Annotated in this window: 13 protein-coding genes; 3 read left to right on the forward strand and 10 right to left on the reverse strand. The window is 66.4% G+C overall.

Translation table 11 applies throughout. The annotated features are described in order from the left end of the window. Positions 1-82 precede the first annotated feature (82 nt). The 4 genes from BCV67_RS04490 to pilG are packed head-to-tail and all read right to left on the reverse strand — an operon-like array spanning position 83 to position 3,474. The gene (locus tag BCV67_RS04490) at positions 83-2,119 is read right to left on the reverse strand and encodes a methyl-accepting chemotaxis protein (RefSeq protein ID WP_062166654.1); all 2,037 of its coding nucleotides are present in this window, start codon (positions 2,117-2,119) and stop codon (positions 83-85) included. 41 nt (positions 2,120-2,160) lie between these two features. Continuing rightward, complete coding sequence (locus tag BCV67_RS04495) at positions 2,161-2,691, reverse strand: chemotaxis protein CheW (RefSeq protein ID WP_062166655.1); 531 nt, start codon at positions 2,689-2,691, stop codon at positions 2,161-2,163. Then, the gene (locus tag BCV67_RS04500; RefSeq protein WP_057628819.1) at positions 2,691-3,053 is read right to left on the reverse strand and encodes a response regulator; all 363 of its coding nucleotides are present in this window, start codon (positions 3,051-3,053) and stop codon (positions 2,691-2,693) included. The genes BCV67_RS04495 and BCV67_RS04500 overlap by 1 nt, the downstream gene beginning before the upstream one ends. Before the next feature lie 19 nt (positions 3,054-3,072). After that, entirely contained in the window at positions 3,073-3,474 is a 402-nt protein-coding gene (pilG, locus tag BCV67_RS04505; RefSeq protein ID WP_057628851.1) for a twitching motility response regulator PilG, read from the reverse strand. A 241-nt stretch (positions 3,475-3,715) separates the two neighbouring features. On the opposite strand from pilG, the gene gshB reads away from it, so the two are divergent. Together gshB and BCV67_RS04515 are read left to right on the forward strand one after the other, a co-directional pair. Further along, entirely contained in the window at positions 3,716-4,663 is a 948-nt protein-coding gene (gene gshB / locus BCV67_RS04510; RefSeq protein ID WP_062166656.1) for a glutathione synthase, read from the forward strand. After that, positions 4,663-5,553 carry an energy transducer TonB family protein gene (locus BCV67_RS04515; RefSeq protein ID WP_062166657.1) on the forward strand — a complete coding sequence of 297 codons (891 nt, stop codon included), beginning with the start codon at positions 4,663-4,665 and terminating at the stop codon, positions 5,551-5,553. Before gshB ends, BCV67_RS04515 begins: the two co-directional genes overlap by 1 nt. 255 nt (positions 5,554-5,808) lie before the next feature. Here BCV67_RS04515 and tsaB read toward each other — a convergent pair whose 3' ends face one another. The 4 genes from tsaB to mrcB all read right to left on the reverse strand — a co-directional run bounded on the left by tsaB (position 5,809) and on the right by mrcB (position 11,753). Next, on the reverse strand, positions 5,809-6,516 hold the full coding sequence (gene tsaB, locus BCV67_RS04520; protein ID WP_062166658.1) for a tRNA (adenosine(37)-N6)-threonylcarbamoyltransferase complex dimerization subunit type 1 TsaB: 708 nt from the start codon (positions 6,514-6,516) through the stop codon (positions 5,809-5,811). An 8-nt stretch (positions 6,517-6,524) separates the two neighbouring features. After that, positions 6,525-8,636 carry an ATP-dependent DNA helicase gene (locus BCV67_RS04525; RefSeq protein ID WP_062166659.1) on the reverse strand — a complete coding sequence of 704 codons (2,112 nt, stop codon included), beginning with the start codon at positions 8,634-8,636 and terminating at the stop codon, positions 6,525-6,527. 148 nt (positions 8,637-8,784) lie between these two features. Further along, positions 8,785-9,318: a hypothetical protein gene (locus tag BCV67_RS04530; RefSeq protein ID WP_062166660.1), complete on the reverse strand. Its 534-nt coding sequence runs from the start codon at positions 9,316-9,318 to the stop codon at positions 8,785-8,787. An 8-nt stretch (positions 9,319-9,326) separates the two neighbouring features. After that, entirely contained in the window at positions 9,327-11,753 is a 2,427-nt protein-coding gene (gene mrcB, locus BCV67_RS04535; protein WP_062166661.1) for a penicillin-binding protein 1B, read from the reverse strand. A 96-nt stretch (positions 11,754-11,849) separates the two neighbouring features. Between mrcB and BCV67_RS04540 the strand changes: the two genes are divergently transcribed. Further along, a complete protein-coding gene (locus BCV67_RS04540) occupies positions 11,850-13,952 on the forward strand; it encodes a glycosyltransferase (protein WP_062166662.1) in 2,103 nt (700 codons plus the stop codon). A gap of 69 nt (positions 13,953-14,021) precedes the next feature. Here BCV67_RS04540 and BCV67_RS04545 read toward each other — a convergent pair whose 3' ends face one another. Together BCV67_RS04545 and BCV67_RS04550 are read right to left on the reverse strand one after the other, a co-directional pair. Beyond that, positions 14,022-15,569 (reverse strand): hypothetical protein, encoded by a 1,548-nt coding sequence (locus BCV67_RS04545; RefSeq protein WP_231732452.1) that lies wholly within the window; start codon positions 15,567-15,569, stop codon positions 14,022-14,024. Positions 15,570-15,582: 13 nt separating this feature from the next. After that, complete coding sequence (locus BCV67_RS04550; protein ID WP_062166663.1) at positions 15,583-17,739, reverse strand: RelA/SpoT family protein; 2,157 nt, start codon at positions 17,737-17,739, stop codon at positions 15,583-15,585. Positions 17,740-17,763: the final 24 nt, after the last annotated feature.

Raw genomic sequence — 17,763 nt, forward strand, 5'->3', positions numbered from 1 at the left:
CATGCCGTCCGGGCGGCCCTGCGTTGCGTTGTGACGAAACTTCATCTGCTGATTCCTTTGCATCCCCGCCCGATCAGTCCGTTCAGGCCGGCAACTTGAAGTCGGCCACCGAACGGCGCAGTTCTGCCGCCAACTGGTTCAACTGACCCAGCGAATCGGCGGTCTGCCCGGCGCCCTGCGAGGTCTGGCCGGTAATCTGCCGGATAACACCCATCGTCTGGGTGATGTCGGTAGCTGCCGAGGCCTGCTGGTTGGCGGCGATGGAGATGCTTTTGATCAAATTGTTAAGCGCGTTGGACACGCGTTCGATTTCGGTCAGTGCGGTACCGGCGTCTTCGGCCAGACGCGCGCCGGATACCACTTCGGCGGTGGTCTGTTCCATCGAGGTAACCGCTTCGTTGGTATCGGCCTGAATGGCCTGCACCAGACCTTCGATTCGGCGCGTTGCGCCGGAGGTACGTTCTGCCAGTCGCTGCACTTCGTCGGCCACCACGGCGAAACCGCGGCCAGCCTCACCGGCCGAGGCCGCCTGCACGGCTGCGTTCAAAGCCAGGATGTTGGTCTGCTCGGAAATGTCGTTGATCAGTTCCACGATCGAGCCGATCTCCTGCGAGGACTCACCCAGTCGCTTGATGCGCTTGGAGGTTTCCTGGATCTGGTCGCGGATCTGGTCCATGCCCTGGATGGTCTGGCGCACCACGCCGGCACCTTCGGTGGCGATCACCACCGAGCGCTGTGCCACTTCGGCCGACTCGGTCGAGTTGCGCGACACCTGCTCAATGGAGGTTGCGATTTCGCCTATACGGTCCGAGGCGCTGGTGATCTCGTCGGCCTGGTGGCCGGCGGCCTCGGCCAGCTGCATTGCCGTTGCCTGGGTTTCCTGTGCCGACACCGCCACCTTCGAGGAGATGTCGTTGATGGTGGTCACCAGGTGGCGCAGTTCGTCCACGGCGTAGTTGATAGCGTCGGCGATGGCGCCGGTCATGTCCTCGGTCACCGAGGCCTTTACCGTCAGGTCACCTTCACCGAGTGAGCTGATTTCGTCCAGCAGACGCATAATCGCCTGCTGGTTGCGGCTGTTGAATTCCACCTGGGTCTGGTAACGCACGTCCTGCTCGCGCGAACGGGTACGCACCGTGCTCCAGACGAAGCCGATGATAGACAGCACCGACAGGCCGCCGAAGATCACGCTCCACCAGAAGTTCGGGAAGATGCGGGTATCGCGGGCCGAGCCGAAGGCCGAGAACGCGTCGAACAGCTTGCGGCTGCGCTCCAGCATCTTGTCCGAGCCGGTGGCCAGTGCGGCCGCCGAGGACTGTGCAGCAAACAGGTTGCGCGAGCTGGCCAGAATGGCGTCGGCATCCTTCTTCATCTTGGCCCACTGGTTGGCCGACTGTTCCAGCGCAACCTGTGCATTGGCATTGCGTACGGCGGCAATGCCCATTTCTTCATTGCCGTTGCGCAGGCCTTCCAGCACCTGGGTGAACACCACCATGTCGCGCGCCAGCGCATCACCGGCGCCGCTTGCACCGGCACCACCGGCACGGATTTCGGTCACGCGACGGGCCATGGTGCCTACCACCACCACCTGCTGCAGGCCGTTGTAGACCTGCGAGGACTGGGCGCCACCGGCGGTCATCGCCCGCACCACTTCGTTCAACTGTGCCTGCAGCTGCGGCACCGCGCCGACGAAGCTGTCGGCGTTACCGGCCAGGGCCAGCACCGCCGGCTCGGAGGCGACGATCTGCTCGGCGTTCTTGGACAGCGGCTTCCAGGTATCAACCAGTGCGCTCAGCGGACCGGACACACCGGTCTCGTTGCCGTAACGGCCCTGCAACTCGCTGACGGTACTTTCCACCTTGCTGCGCGTGTCCTTGAACGCGGCGTAGCTTTCGCGGCTACCGGCCACGGCTTCACGGCCCTGGTTGGCCAGCTGCTGTGACAGCACCTGCAGGTCGGCGGCGCCGGTACTGGCACCGGCCAGGCGGCTGCCCTGCCAGGTGGCCACGCCGGTGTTGGCACCGAACACGACCATCGAGAGCACCAACAAGCCCAACCAGAAGTTGGTGCTTACGTTGCCAAGCTTGCCTGCCTTGGCGGCTTCAGGAGCAGTACTCATCGTTCGACCTCGGTCTCAATACGAAGAGGCAAGCGCGCCGATCAGGCGGCCGCTTGCCGGAATTCAGGAGTGCGGGAAAGCAGCGACAGCGAGAACACGCCCCAGTCACGGCCTTCATCATGGAAGGCGCGTTCGACGAAGTGCGCATAGCGCCCCTGCGCGATGTCGCCGGCAGGCACCTGCATCGGTGCCTCGAAGCTGCGCTGGCCGTACAGCTCGTCGATCACCAGCGCAACGTCGCCGCCGCTCTGGCGCATGATCAACACGCGCTGGCCTTCCTGCGGTGCGGTGCGCTCGCCTTCCAGGAAGTTCTTCAGGTCCACCACCGGGAACAGGTTGCCGCGCAGGTTGCCCACGCCCAGCAACCACGGCTGTGCGCCGGGTACCGGGGTAACCGGCGGCATGGGCACGATTTCCACCACTTCGCGGAAATCCGAGACCAGATGCCGGCTGCCAACGCGGTAACCCACGCCACGCCAGACATCCTGCGAAAAGCTCCGCTCAGGCAGCTGTACCGCGTGCGCCAGACTGCGGCGTTCGTAGGCTTCAAGGATGTCGAATGGAGAACGCATCAACCCACCAGTTTGTTGATCCGCGCGATCAGATCATCCTCGCGCGGCGGCTTGACGATGTAGTCGCTGGCACCTTGCCGCATGCCCCAGGCCTTGTCGGTTTCCATGCCCTTGGTGCTGACGATCAACACCGGGATGTCACGCGTAGCCTCGTCACGCGACAGCGCGCGGGTTGCCTGGAAACCACTCATCCCCGGCAACACCACGTCCATCAGCACCAGCTGCGGGCCTTGCTCACGGGCAATCTGCAGGCCGTCCTCGGCATTGTCTGCCGACAGCACCTCGTGCCCAGCCTTGAGCAACCACTGTGTAAACACCGCCCTGTCGGTCGGTGAGTCCTCGATCAAAAGAATTCGAGCCATTTTTGCCTTTCCCCCCTGGTCAGGCGTTGACGTATGTGCGGATGGCACCTAGCAGTTCGTCGCGGGTAAATGGCTTGGTGAGGTATTGCTCGGAACCGACGATGCGGCCCCGGGCCTTATCGAACAGGCCATCCTTGGATGACAGCATGATCACCGGCGTCGACTTGAAGAGCTGGTTGCCCTTGATCAACGCACAGGTCTGATAGCCATCCAGACGCGGCATCATGATGTCGACGAAGATGATCTGCGGTTGCTGGTCGGCAATCTTGGCCAATGCCTCGAAACCGTCAGTGGCGGTAACCACTTCGCAACCTTCACGCTTGAGCAGTGTTTCAGCCGTACGCCGGATGGTCTTCGAGTCATCGATGACCATCACCTTCAGCCCTGCGAGTTCCCCACCCGCAGCCATGTTTTCAACCATTTGTTGTTCCCCGAACGCGCGACCGGCACCGAACGCGATGCTGCCGCGAAAGCGCATCTATATCCCAGCCCAGCCGCAAACTGTCAAGCGATGCCTGCAGGACTTGACTGATTGTCAAGATAATGTGACCTGGTTCGCAATAAAAGCGCAACGCCATTCAGCCTCAGCGTTCCGCTTTCCGCGCTGTGCGACCCCGCCGCGAACCGCTAACATCCTCCTCCAGATCTGCCGGATTCAAGACATGCCTTTAGACGTCATCGTGGTGATGGACCCCATCGCCAACATCAAGATCGCCAAGGACACCACCTTTGCCATGCTGCTGGAAGCCCAGCGCCGTGGCCACCGGCTGCACTATGTACGCCCCGGCGGCTTGTCGCTGCACGGTGGCCAGGCCCAGGCCGACGTCGCCCCGCTGCAGGTGCGCGACGACAAGGCCGGCTGGTTCAGCCTGGGCGAGTTCGCCCCGCTGGCATTCGGCCCGGGCCAGATCGTGCTGATGCGCAAGGACCCGCCGTTCGACGGCGAGTACCTGTACGACACCCACATCCTGGGCATCGCCCAGCAGGCCGGCGCCTGCGTGGTCAACGACCCACAGGGGCTGCGCGATTTCAACGAGAAGCTGGCCGCGCTGCTGTTCCCGCAGTGCTGCCCGCCAACCCTGGTCAGCCGCGACGCGCGCGAGCTCAAGGCCTTCGTGCTGGAACATGGGCAGGCGGTACTGAAGCCGCTGGACGGCATGGGCGGGCGCTCGATCTTCCGCAGCGGCACCGGCGACCCCAACCTCAATGTGATCCTGGAAACGCTGACCGACGGCGGCCAGCACCTGGCGCTGGCACAGCGCTTCATTCCCGACATCACGGCGGGCGACAAACGCATCCTGCTGATCGACGGCGTGCCGGTGGACTATTGCCTGGCGCGGATCCCGCAGGGTGATGAGTTCCGCGGCAACCTGGCCGCCGGCGGCCGCGGCGAAGGCCGCCCGCTGAGCGAACGTGACCGCTGGATCGCCGCCCAGGTGGGCCCGGAAATGAAGCGCCGCGGCATGCGCTTCGTCGGCCTGGACGTGATTGGCGACTACCTGACCGAGGTCAACGTCACCAGCCCCACCTGCGTGCGCGAACTCGATGCCCAGTTCGGCCTGAACATCGCCGGCCAGCTGTTCGATGCCATCGAGGCTGGCCTGGCCTGATGTATTCGCAGCCTGAGCTCCTGCCCGCCGCCCCGCGGGTCAGCGAACAGCAACGCCTGACCGCCACCCTGGTGCTGTCCACGCTGGTGCATGGGCTGCTGATCCTCGGGGTGGGCTTCGCGGTGAGCGACAACGCCCCGCTGGTGCCCACCCTGGACGTGATCTTCAGCCAGACCAGCACACCACTTACGCCCAAGCAGGCCGATTTCCTGGCCCAGGCCAACCAGCAGGGCGGCGGCGACCACGACAAGGCACAGCGCCCGCGCGATGCGCAGGCCGGCATCGTGCCGCAGGTTCAGAACGGGCTGGCACCGGTGCCGCTGCAGGCGCAGAGCGCGGCAGCACCGCCACCACCGCAGGCACGCATCATCACCAGCAGCCAGGGCAAGGACGCGGTGGCAACCGCGCAGACCCAGCCTTTGCCTGACCGTCCCGACGCCAACGCACCGATGAGCGCGCGCGAGCAGCGGGATGCAGCGATGGCGCGGCTGGCGGCCGAGGTACATCTGCGCTCGGAGCAATACGCCAAGCGCCCCAACCGCAAATTCGTCTCAGCCAGCACCCGCGAATATGCGTATGCCAACTACCTTCGCGCCTGGGTTGACCGCGCCGAACGCGTTGGCAACCTCAACTACCCCGATGAAGCACGCCAGCGCCGGCTCGGCGGCCAAGTGGTGATCACCGTCGGTGTGCGCCGCGACGGCAGCGTGGAAAGCAGCCGCATCCTGCGCAGCAGCGGCGTGCCGCTGCTGGACGCCACCGCGCTGCGCGTGATCGAACAGGCCCAGCCGTTCCCGGCCCTGCCCAAGACCAGCGACGAAATCGACATCCTGCAGGTCACCCGCACCTGGGTATTCCTGCCCGGCGGCCAGCTGCACGACGATCGTTGAGCGCCGTGTTTTGTAGGAGCGGTGTAAACCGCGAAGCTGGCGCTGTCTAAGCCACCGGTTTGATCGCAATCTGGAAATGTACGGGCATCGCGGCTGACGCCGCTCCTACAAGCGCGGGGTTGCTGCTGTGTTGTTGTAGGAGCGGTGTAAACCGCGAAGCTGGCATTGCTTGAGCAAACACCCTGATCGCAATCTGCGAATGTACGAGCTTCGCGGTTTACACCGCTCCCACAAGCAACGAACCTTATCGCTGCTTCAGCGCTTGGAATCGCGCAGCGCCTGTTGCTCGACCAGGGTCAGCGCGACGTTGTCGCGCAGGTAGGCTGGCTGCACCAGCTCCGGGGCGATCGCTTCGCCACGCAGCATCGCCGGCACGGCGATCTTCAGCACGTCGGCGGCGCGCGGCAATGCCTGTGCATCCACGCTTACCAGGCGCGACTGCAGGCGCGTGCTCAACACACCCTCGCCCGCCGCAAAGCCGGTACCAACGCCGGCCCAGACGCTGTCATCGGCCGGCAGCTGCACCGCGTCGGGTGCGACCAGCAACTCGCGCTCCTGCAACTGCAACTCGCCGCTGGCATCGCGCAGGTAGCGTGCTGCGTACAGCTCCCCCATCCGCGCATCGATACAGGCCAGCACCCGCGCTGCATCTGCCGGCGCGCGCAGCGCCAGCGTCTGCAGTGTGGATACCGGCAGCAGGGGCCGGTCCAGCGCCAGGGCAATGCCCTGCGCGATGGCGATGGCCAGGCGCACGCCGGTGAAGGCGCCGGGCCCACGGCTGAGCGCGATGGCATCCAGCTGGCTGCGGGCAATGCCTGCTTCGGCCAGCAACTGCTCGGCCCAGGGCAGGCTCAACTCGGCGTGCCGACGCGGCGCGACCTCAAACCGCTCCAATACCTGCCCATCCACATACAGGGCGACGGAACAGGCTTCGGTGGCGGTTTCAAAGGCAAGCAGCTTCATGGCGACAATCACGACAAGGAAAAGGGGGGCGCAGCGGTATCCGCATCGGCGGACGGCTCTTCAGCCGCTGGCGGCGGCCCGTGCTCCGGCGCCCATTGTCGCGCAAAGAACGCCTGCACATCGGCCAGCGCGCGGGTACGCCGGAATGGCGGCAGTGAATCAAGGAAGACCCGCCCATAGCTGCGCGACAGCAGGCGCGGGTCGCACAGCACCAGCACGCCACGGTCGGTCTCGCTGCGGATCAGCCGGCCCACGCCCTGCTTGAGCGCGATCACCGCCTGCGGCAGCTGTTCGTCGCGGAACGGATTGCCGCCTTGGCGGCGGATCGCATCCAGCCGCGCTTCGAATACCGGGTCATCGGGGGCGGCGAACGGCAGTTTGTCGATCACCACCACGCTCAGTGCATCGCCGACCACATCCACCCCTTCGCGGAAGCTGGCCGCGCCCAGCAGCACGCCATTGCCGGACTCGCGGAAACGCTGCAGCAGACTGGCGCGCGGCGCCTCTCCCTGCACGAACAGCGGCCAGGGCCCATCACTCAATGCTTCAGCGGCCTCACGCAAGGCACGGTGCGAGGCGAACAACAGGAATGCCCTGCCCTGCGAAGCCTCCAGTACCGGCCGCAGGGTCGCGATCAGCGCCGCGCCGTAACCACGCGCCGCCGGATCGGGCAACTGCTGCGGCAGATAGCACAAGGCCTGCTGCTGCCAGTCAAAGGGACTGGGTTGGACCAGGGTATCCGGGTCATCCAGGCCCAGCCGTTTGGCCAGATGTTCGAAGCCCCCATCGACGGTCAGGGTTGCCGAAGTGAATACCCAGGCCGCCATCGAACGCAGGCGGTGCTCGCGCAGCGGGCCGGACACATCCATCGGCGTGCGCTGGCAACGGAAACCGCGTGGGGTCAGCTCGTACCACAGCACATCGTTGCCATCATCGGCAGGAAACAGAGAATCGCCAGCCGTTGATGATGGTTCGGCGGCGGCATCGTCCGACGCAGCCGGTGCATCATCAATGTCCCACGCGTCGACCGCCGCTGCATCGCCATCGTCCAGCCAGCGCGACAAGCGCGATACGCCCTCCAGCGCGCGTGCATGGCAGGCGTCGAGCCCGGGCGAGGCTTCGCACACTAAGGCGAGTGCATCGCGCAGCTGCGCCAACGCCGCGGCGACCGCATCAAAGCCTTCGGCAACCGCCGGCACCGCCAGGGCACGCCAGCGGGTGCCGCGCTGTGGCAGTTTCTCCATCGCCTCGCGCAACGCACGCAGGGCCAGCTCCAGCGTCGCCACCGGCTGCTGCAGGGTGGCCTGCGCGCCAGCGACGCTGCGGCATTCGGCCAGGCAATCGCGCGCCAGCTCCTGCCAGGGGCGCATGCCAAAGCCTTCACCGAAGAAATTGGCCGCAAGCTCGGGCAACTGGTGTGCTTCGTCGATGACGAAGGCCTGTGCGCCCGGCAGGATCTCGCCGAAGCCTTCCTGTTTCAGCGCCAGGTCGGCCAGCAGCAGATGATGATTGACGACCACCAGGTCCGCTTCCTGCGCCCGCTGCCGCGCCTGCACCACGAAGCAATCGCTCCAGAACGAGCAATCGGTGCCCAGGCAGTTGTCTACCGTCGAGGTCACCATCGGCAGCAACGGCGAGTCATCGGCCAAGCCATCGAGCTCGGCCATGTCGCCGTACTGGGTGCGTCCGGACCAGGCAAGGATGCGCTGGAACTGCGCCACCTGCTCGGTCGAGGTGAAGCGCGGTTCGCCGCGCGCCTGATCCAGCCGATAGCGACACAGATAATTCGCCCGACCCTTCAACAAGGCGGCGCGATGGCCAATGCCCAATGCGGCGCGCACCCGCGGCAGATCGCGGTGATACAGCTGGTCCTGCAGCGCACGGGTGCCGGTGGAGACGATCGTCTTCAAACCGGACAGCAGCGCCGGCACCAGATAGGCATAGGTTTTGCCGGTGCCGGTGCCGGCCTCGGCCAGCAGCACATCGCGCTGCTGGAAGGTCTCGGCGATGGCGCCAGTCAGCCGCAGCTGGGCCGGTCGCGGCACGAAGGCATCAAGCTGGCGCGCAAGCGCGCCGCCTTCACTGAGTGCTTCGCAGCTGGCGGTGACGAGGGAGGACATGTTTCAGCGGCCGGGTACGGAGAGTGGACAAGGGCATCTGCCAGCAATCACAGCAACTGGCGCTTGGCCGGTGGAAACCTGCCCTGCTTCACGCCACGCATTGCCGCGTTCGCCTTGTCGATTCCCTGCGCCCGATGCCCTGCTCACATCAGAAACGCTTGATCCCCGGCACCGTGCAGCCTTCGATCTGTGCATGCGCGGAGGCGGCGTTCTGCGTTTCCGCACGGGCCAGACGCGATTGTTCGATGGTGGCCCAATGGCGGCGGCACAGCGGGCCGGTGCGCGAGCCCAGGTCCAGCGCCTTCTTGGCCAGCGTCTCGGCGCGCACCCAGTCGGCCTGCAGCAGGGCGATGTCCGCCCGCTCCTGCAGGATGCCGGGGTCGTCGGTGACCAGCAGCAGGGCCTGGTTCAAGGCTTCGGCAGCTGCAGCCAGGTCACCGGCCTTGCGCTGGGCAATGGCGGTCTGGCGCAGATCGTCCACCTGCGCATCGCGCAGCGGCTGCACCGACAGCTCGGTGTCATCGGCACCGGCAATGGCATCCACGGCGGCAAGCCGTTGTGCCGGCGTGGTGGTATCAACGGCCGCGCGCGGCGCCGGCGGTGGTGCGCTGACACAGCCTGCGAGTGACAGAACGGCTGCAGCAGCAACCAGCGCGGAACGGATCAGATACGTCGTTTTCATAAGCGGGATTATCGCGCAGGCGTCTGCGCAGCGGGGGCCGCAGCCGGTTCAGGTTCCTTGCGGTCCAGGCCCAACCAACCGCGCCAGCCACCGCCGGAACGCTCCTGCGCACCTTCTGCAGCGTCCTCCAACGGCACTTCCGGCGGCAGTGCGCACGGCACGTACGGCGGTGCATAGCCCACCACAAACGGGAAACGGCGCGCGCCCGGGCAGGATTCATCGGTGGCATTGCTGCCTGCCGCTTCCACGTACTGCCAGTCCAGGCCCTTGTTGTTCACGTGCAAGGCCTTGCTCGGCAGGTTGCGGAAGATGCCGGACCACACCCGCATCGCACCGGAGGCACCAAACAAGCCGGTCTGTTCGTTCTGGTCGTTGCCCATCCAGATCACCGCCAGATGATCGCCGGTATAGCCGGCATACCAGCTGTCGCGGCCATCGTTGGACGTACCGGTCTTGCCCGCAGCCTGCAGCCGCGACAGGCCGTCGGCGTTCAGCCCCGACGCGGTGCCGCTGGATACCACCTGCTGCAGGCCAACGCTGATCAGGTTGGCGGCAATCGAATCGCCTTCCTGCGCCGGCGCCGGGCTCTTGTCGTAGCGCTTGAGCAGCTTGCCCTGCGCATCCACCACACCTCGCACCGCGTGCAAGGGCTGGATTTCGCCGCCAGAGGCCAGGAACTGATACAGCTGGGCCATGCCGTAGGGGCTCTGGTCGGTGGAACCGAGAATCACCGCCGGATTGGATTCAGCCTTGAGCCCGGCCAGCACGTTCATCAGCTGGGTCAGCCGTTCCGGCCCGACCTGCATGCCCACCCGCACCGTGGCCTGGTTGTAGGAACGCGCCAAGGCATCGATCAGCCGCACGGTGCCGTGGCTGCGGTTGTCAGCATTGCCCGGCGTCCAGTTGCGGCCACGACTGAGCTTGACCGTCACCGGCGAGTCATCCACCCAGCTGGCCAGCGAGAAGCGATCCGGCTGGGCTAATGCAAGCAGATAGACGAACGGCTTGAGCAGCGAGCCGACCTGCCGTTGCGCCTCGATGGCGCGGTTGAAACCCGGCTCGGATACATCGCGGCTTCCCACCACGGCCAGCACATCACCGTTGTGCACGTCGGTCACCACCAGGCCGGTCTGCAGCTCCGGGCGGCGCTTGTTTTCCAGCGCCTTGATGGTGTGCGCCACTGCACCCTCGGCGTACGCCTGGGCCGACGGCGACATGCCGGTGAACACATTCAAGCCCGCACCCTGCAGCACGTTTTCCGGGTAGTCGTTGCCCAACTGGCGGCGCACCAGGTCGACATAGGCCGGGAAGCGGTTGGCGGCGGCGATGCCGGCGTTCTTGGACACGCCCAGCGGTGCCTTGATCGCGCGTTGATACTCGGCTTCGTCGATCAGCTTGTTTTCAAGCAGCTTGCCCAGCACGAAGTTGCGGCGGTCCAGCGCGTTTTCGGGGTTGCGCCGCGGGTCGTAATACGACGGTCCCTTGACCAGGCCGATCAACAGGGCGATCTGCTCGCTGCTCAATGAGTTGAGGTCACGGCCAAACCAGAACTCGGCGCCGGAAGACACGCCATGGATGGCCTGCTTGCCGCGCTGGCCCAGGTAGACCTGGTTGAGATAGGCCTCCAGGATCGTGGCCTTGTCGTAGCGCGCCTCCATGATCAGCGCGTAAAGCACCTCGTTGAACTTGCGGGTGATGGTCTGTTCCTTGCCGATGCCGAGCAGGCCGCTGCGGGCCAGCTGCTGGGTCAAGGTGCTGGCGCCCTGGCGGGTCTCACCGCCGCTACGCACGGTCACCCAGACCGCCCGCGCGATGCCGCTCAGGTCGATGCCGTGGTGACGTGCGAAATCCTTGTCCTCCACCGCCTGCAGGCCGGTGACCAGCAGTTCCGGCACTTCGCGCACCCGCACCAGCCGCCGTTCTTCCTGCTTCTGGCCATACAGGGTGGCGATACGCGCCGGATCCAGCCGCGCCGCTTTCAGCGCCTTGCGGCTGCCTGCCTCGCGCAACGAGGCGACCTGGCCGCCGGATACCACCACATCGACCTTGCGCGGGGCGACATTGCCGTCCACGTCGACGTAGCCGCGGCTGGAAATGGTGAAACTGCCACCCTGCACGCGATACGTGCCCGGGCTGCTGCCGGCACCGTCATCGCGGTAGCCGGAGGCGGCCAGCTCGGTCTTGAGCGTATTGGCGTTCATCGCCGTGCCTGGGCTGAGCACCAGTGGACGCGCGTACACCCGGGTCGGAATCTGCCAGCGCAGTTCACCGAACCGCTGGCTGACCTGACTGTTCAGGTACAGCGTATAGGGGATCATGAAGCCCAGCCCCAATGCGGCTGCGGCCAATCCCCAGGTGATCAAGCGGCTGCGCCACACAGGGCTGTTGCCGTCGGTATCGTCGTCGAGCTCGTCGGAATCGTGGCGTCGTGGCACAGGGATGCGAGAATGTGAGTTGCACCGAGTCTAACGCAGCCGCATCCCGGGGGGCGTTGGCTGGCAGTTCCCTGCTTAAGCTGGAGTTCCAAAGGAATGTCGATTTCGCTGGCCGATATGCGCTACGCCGTCAATCGCATCATCGGCCTGGCCCGTCGTGGCCTGGCCAGCCTGCGCACCCGCGGCTGGCGCGCCACCCTGCACCGGGTGGGTGTGCATACCCGTCGCCAGCCGCCTGCGCAGCGTGATCCGCTGTATTTTCCCGACAACGGCCCGTTTGTTCCGTTCAGCGTGCCGCGCAGCGAGCAACCGGCAGCCAGCATCGTCATCCCGGTATACAACCACTGCGGCCACACCCTGGCCTGCCTGCGCGCGCTGGCGGCACATCCGCCTGCCAGCAGCTGCGAGATCCTGGTCATCGACGATGGCAGCAGCGACAGCACCCGCGAGTGGATGCAGCAGATCGACGGCTTGCGCTACCACCTGCGCGCAAGCAACGGCGGTTTCATCGCCGCCTGCAACGATGGCCTGCGGCTCAGCCGCGGTGACCACGTTGTGCTGCTGAACAACGACACCATCCCGCAGCCCGGCTGGCTGGATGCGCTGCTGGCCACCTTCGTGCAGGTGCCTGATGCCGGCCTGGTCGGCGCCCAGCTGTTGTATCCCGATGGCCGGTTGCAGGAATCCGGCGGCGTGGTTTTCGCCGATGGCAGTTGCTGGAGCTATGGCCGCTTTGAATCGGCCGAAGACCCCCGCTACAGCGCATTGCGCGATGCCGATTACTGCTCCGGCGCCGCCCTGGCCATCCCGCGGCTGTTGTTCGAGGAACTGGGCGGGCTGGACAGCCGCTATGCACCGGCTTACTACGAAGATACCGACCTGGCCTTCAAGGTACGTGAGGCCGGGCGCCGCGTGCTGGTACAGCCGGCCAGCCGCGTCGTGCACGATGAAGGCACCAGCAATGGCACCGATACCAGCAGCGGGGTCAAGGCCTACCAGGTGCGCAACCAGGCCGTTTTCGCCTCGATCTGGCAGCACGCACTTGCCGCGCAGCCCGCACCGGGCAGCGTGCCGTCGCCGGCCCTGCTGCACCGCCACCAGCGGCAGATCCTGATCATCGACGAGTGCGTGCCGCAGCCCGACCGCGACTCGGCCTCGCTGCGCCAGTTCAACCTGATCCGCCTGCTGCTCGCCGAAGGCGCCCACGTGGTGTTCCTCCCCACCCGCGGCGAACCGGCCAGCCGCGCCACCGAAGCCCTGCAGGCGATCGGTGTGGAAGTCTGGCATGCACCCTTCCTCGACCGCGTCGGCAGCTGGCTGCGTGACAACGGCAAGCGTTTCGCCGTCGTCATGCTGGTGCGTTACCACGTCGCCAACGAATGCCTGCCGCTGCTCAAGCAGTTCGCGCCGCAGGCGCGTACCGTGTTCGACACCGTCGACCTGCATTACCTGCGCGAGCGCCGCGGTGCGGAGCTGGCCCGCGACCAACGCCTGCTGCGCAGCGCCGAGCGCACCCGCGCCAGCGAACTGGCGGTCATGGCAGCGACCGATGTGACCTTGCTGGTCAGCGCCGCGGAAAAGGAACAACTCGCCACGGACGCGCCGCAGGTACGGGTGGAACTGCTTTCCAACCTGCATGAGATCGCAGGTGCCGGTGCACCCTGGGCGCAACGGCATGATCTTGTATTCGTCGGCGGCTTCCGCCATCCACCGAATCTGGATGCGATGACCTGGTTCATCGGCGATGTGTTTCCGCTCATCCACGCGCAGCGCCCGGATATCCGCTTCCACTGTATTGGCGCCGATGTGCCCGACAGCATCCACACGCTGGCTGCCACCCGCCCCGGGGTGCAGGTACACGGCTATGTGCCGGACGTGGTGCCCTACATGACCGGCATGCGCGTTGCCGTGGCCCCGCTTCGTTTCGGTGCCGGGGTAAAGGGCAAGGTCAACCTGAGCATGGCCCACGGCCAACCGGTGGTGGCCACCACCTGCGGCGTGGAAGGCATGCACCTGCAGCACGGCCGCGACGTACTGGTCGCCGACGGCGCCCAAGCCTTCGCCGATGCCGTGCTGCGCCTGTATGACGATGCAGAACTCTGGCAGCGCCTGTCGGACAACGGCCTGGCCAACATCGCCACGCACTTCTCGATGGAGGCGGCACGTCAGACCGTGCAACGGGTGTTTTTCACCACGTAACGCACGCGATGCCGAGCAGGACGCGCGCCGCAGCGCGGCTGGTGCAATGCGAACCGGGGCTCGGCACGATCAACGCAGCGCGTTGCGCACGCGCTCGTTGAAGCCGGCGATTTCCGGTGTGGCCGGATCTATCTGCTGTGCCTGTGCCAGGGCCTGCTGTGCAAAGGCGGTATCACCGCCGCCCAGGCGTTCGCTGCCAACGGCGAGCCAACGCTGGGCCAGCCGACGTCGCGCTGCAGTCAGCGCCGGGTCGGTAGGTGCCAGAGCCTGCCAGGCATCCAGGCAGGTGCGCGCCGCACGCAGCCGGTTGCCGCGCAGGTTGTCGTCCAGGCAGCGGCGAGCGGCCGGAAGAATCCGTGCCGCCGCCCGCTTGACCCGCGCGTCCTGCGGCGCCAATGCCTGCGCGGCCTTGAAGCGGTCATAGGCGCTGCTGCCCGGTGGCAACAGCCATTCCTGTCGCGCTTCAGCCTCGTCCAGTTGTTTGAGCAGGACCTTCAAGCGGCGCTCGCGCTCGGCGCCGGTGCCTGGCGCTTCCATCGCCTGGCGCGCCTGACGGGTGCGTTGCAGCACCTGTTCGGCCGCACTTAGCTCGGGGCTGTCCGGGGCCAGCTCTCGCGCATGCTTCAAAGCGCGTTCGGCCAGCTCAAACTGGAAATCCGCCGTCAGCCGCAGCGCTTCCTGCACCTGCGCATGGGCAATGCGCTGCAGGCCCTGACGCGCTGCGGGGTCCTCGCCCGCCGCCAGCACCTGCTCGAACGCGTCGGCTGCGCGCTGCAGGCGACCACGCGCAAAATCGCGCTCACCCTGCTGCCGGCGCTGCTCCAGCGCGGCATTCATCACCGCCTTGACCGCCGGCAGGTTGGCGTGGCCGGCGTCATAGCGTTCCACCCGCTGCAACAGCGCTGCGGCAGCGGCCAGATCGCCACGGTCGGCCGCCCGCGTCGCCTGGGTCAGCAGGTCCGAAAGTACCTCGTCGCGTCCTTCCAGCGCCTGCATCTTGTCCGGCTGCAGCGCCAGCACCCGCTGATAGAGCGGCAAGGCCGCGTCCGCCGCATCGTCCAACCGGCCCTGCGCCTGCGCCGCCTCGGCCTGCTGCAGCAGCTGCTCGATGCCGTCATCTCCGCCCACCGCCTGCTGCAGCTGAGCAGCCAGCGGATCGATATCGGCCGATGGGGCCTGCAGCTGCCGGGCCAGCGCCAGGCTGCGCGTGGCCGCCTCGCGATCACCGGCCGCCAACTGCCTGCGCGCCTGCTCCAATACCGCCTGCGCGGTTTGCGCCAAAGCGTTACGGATGTCACTGCGATCCGGATCCAGCGCGGCAGCCGCCTCGAACAACTCGCGCGCACCACGGCCATCGGCGGCACTCAAATGCCCCGCACGCAGCGCCGAACGACCATCATCGAGCAGCTGCTGGATCTTGGTTTCCGGCCACAACCAATTGGCCAGCGGCTGCCGGAACAGCGCCAACACCAGTGCCAAGGCAGCCACCCCGATGGCGATCGCGCGCCAGGCGCGCGGGCTGTTCCAGCCACGCGCCACCCACCAGCGCCCGTACAGCCGCAGCTTGTCGCCGAATGTCTCCAATCCCTGTAAGCCGCGCTGACGCCGTTTCTGCATGCGCCAAGCTTACCTATCCCAACCTTCGCGCATCGTCTACGCCAGGCAAGGCGTCGAGTTTTCCGAGCAGGGTGGACAGCTGGCCGTAATCGCTGACCTTCAAGCGCAGGCGCAACTGCACGCGCCCGCTCTCGCGCAGGTTGTCGCTGTTGATCTCCAGCACATAGGCGTCCTCCTGCGCGATCAGGTTGGTGATGTCCTTCAGCAGCCAGCGCCGGTCCACCGCGCGCACCATCACATCCACCTCATAGCCGGAACCGGTACGGCCCCACTCCACCGGCAACACCCGCTCCGGATGTGCCGCCGACAAACGCGCCAGCGCCGCGCAATCCATGCGGTGCACGGTGACGCCGCGGGTGCGGGTGAGGTAGCCGGTGATCGGCTCGCCTGCCACCGGCTGGCAGCAGCGCGCCAACTGCACCAGCAGATTGCCCACGCCCTGCACGGTGAAATCGGACTTGCCCAGGCTGCCACGACGCGCGGTTGGCCGGGGCAGCGCCGGTGCTGCGGGCTGCGTTGCGGCTTTTTCCGCCTCCAGCAAGGCCCGGCTGACCTGGCTGGGGCCGGTGTCGCCCAGCGCCACCTGGATGTACAGATCGTCCACGCTGTCGGCATGGAATTTGCGCGCAGCCACCATCAGGTCGGACTGCTGCAGGCCCAGGCGCTTCAATTCGCGGTCCAGCAGCTCGCGGCCTGCCTGGACGTTGCGGGCCCGGTCGAGCTTGTGGAACCAGTTGCGCACCTTTTCGCGCGACCGGCCGCTGGCCAGGAAGCCATTGGACTGCAACAACCAGTCGCGTCGGGGATCCGCTTCCTTGCCGGTGAGGATCTCGACGCGGTCGCCGCTGCGCAGGTGGTAGGTCAAGGGCACGATGCGGCCGTTGATCTTTGCGCCACGGCAGCGGTGCCCGACCATGGTGTGCACGTGGTAGGCGAAATCCAGCGGGGTGGCACCGGCCGGCAGGTCCATCACCTCGCCCTTGGGGCTGAGCGCATAGACGCGGTCTTCGATCAGTTCGGCGTCCAGCGCACCGGCCAGGTCGTCCGGGCTGCCCGGGTCCTGGGCCTGCTCCAGCAATTGCCGCATCCAGGTGATCTTGCGGTCGAAGGCCTTCTCGCCGCCCTTGCCGCCTTCCTTGTACTTCCAGTGCGCGGCCACGCCCAACTCGGCCTGGGCATGCATTTCGTGGGTACGGATCTGTACCTCGATGGTGCGCCCTTCCGGACCGATCACCGCAGTATGCAGCGAGCGGTAGTCATTGGCCTTGGGCCGGGCGATGTAGTCGTCGAACTCACTGGGAATCGGCGTCCACAGCGCATGCACCACGCCCAGGGTGGCGTAGCAGGCGCCCACGTCGTCCACCATCACCCGCACCGCGCGCAGGTCATACAGCTGCTCGAAGGCCAGCTGCTTTTTCTGCATTTTCCGCCAGATGCTGTAGATGTGCTTGGGTCGGCCACTGACCTCGCCGCGGATGGCCTGTTCGGCCAGCGCCGCCGACAGCTTCTTCTTCACCGCCTCCACGTAGCGCTCGCGGGCAATGCGGGTTTCGTCCACCTCACGGGCGATATGGCGGTAGGTCTCCGGCTCCAGGAAGCGGAACGCCAGGTCCTCCAGCTCCCACTTCAGCTGCCAGATGCCCAGCCGGTTGGCCAGCGGCGCGTGGATATCGCGGGTCAGCTGGGCCAGCGCGCGGCGCTGTTCGGCCGGCAGTTTGTCGGCCGCGCGCATGCAGGCCAGCTGGCGCGACAGCAGGATGGGGACGACACGCAGGTCGTGGATGATGGCCAGCAACAGCCGGCGCAGGCCTTCACTGTTGCGCCCGGCCTCGCGCCCGGCATGCAGCGCCCACACCTGGTCGGCGGCTTCCTGCCCATCCAGCAGTCCATTCACCGCTGCGGCGGAGGGCCCCAGCGGCAGTTCAGCGGCATGGGCACGCAGGCCGGGCAGGTCGAACAACAGGGCGGCGACAATCACGCTTTCGTCGGCTGACAGCAGCGCCAGCGAATCCAGGGTGTCGGCGAGCACCGGCCAGGGCAGGTGTGGAGATGCATCCATGTCCGGCTGTTGCCAGCAGGCCAGCAGGGCATGGCGCAGCGGCTCGGACAGGGCACGGGTTGAGGCGCGCTGCAGCAGCGCATCCAGGCCGGGGGTGGGGGAACTGTTCACAGCATTCAATTACAGGCAGATGCC

The organism is Stenotrophomonas nitritireducens (genome assembly GCF_001700965.1).
GTDB lineage: Bacteria > Pseudomonadota > Gammaproteobacteria > Xanthomonadales > Xanthomonadaceae > Stenotrophomonas > Stenotrophomonas nitritireducens_A.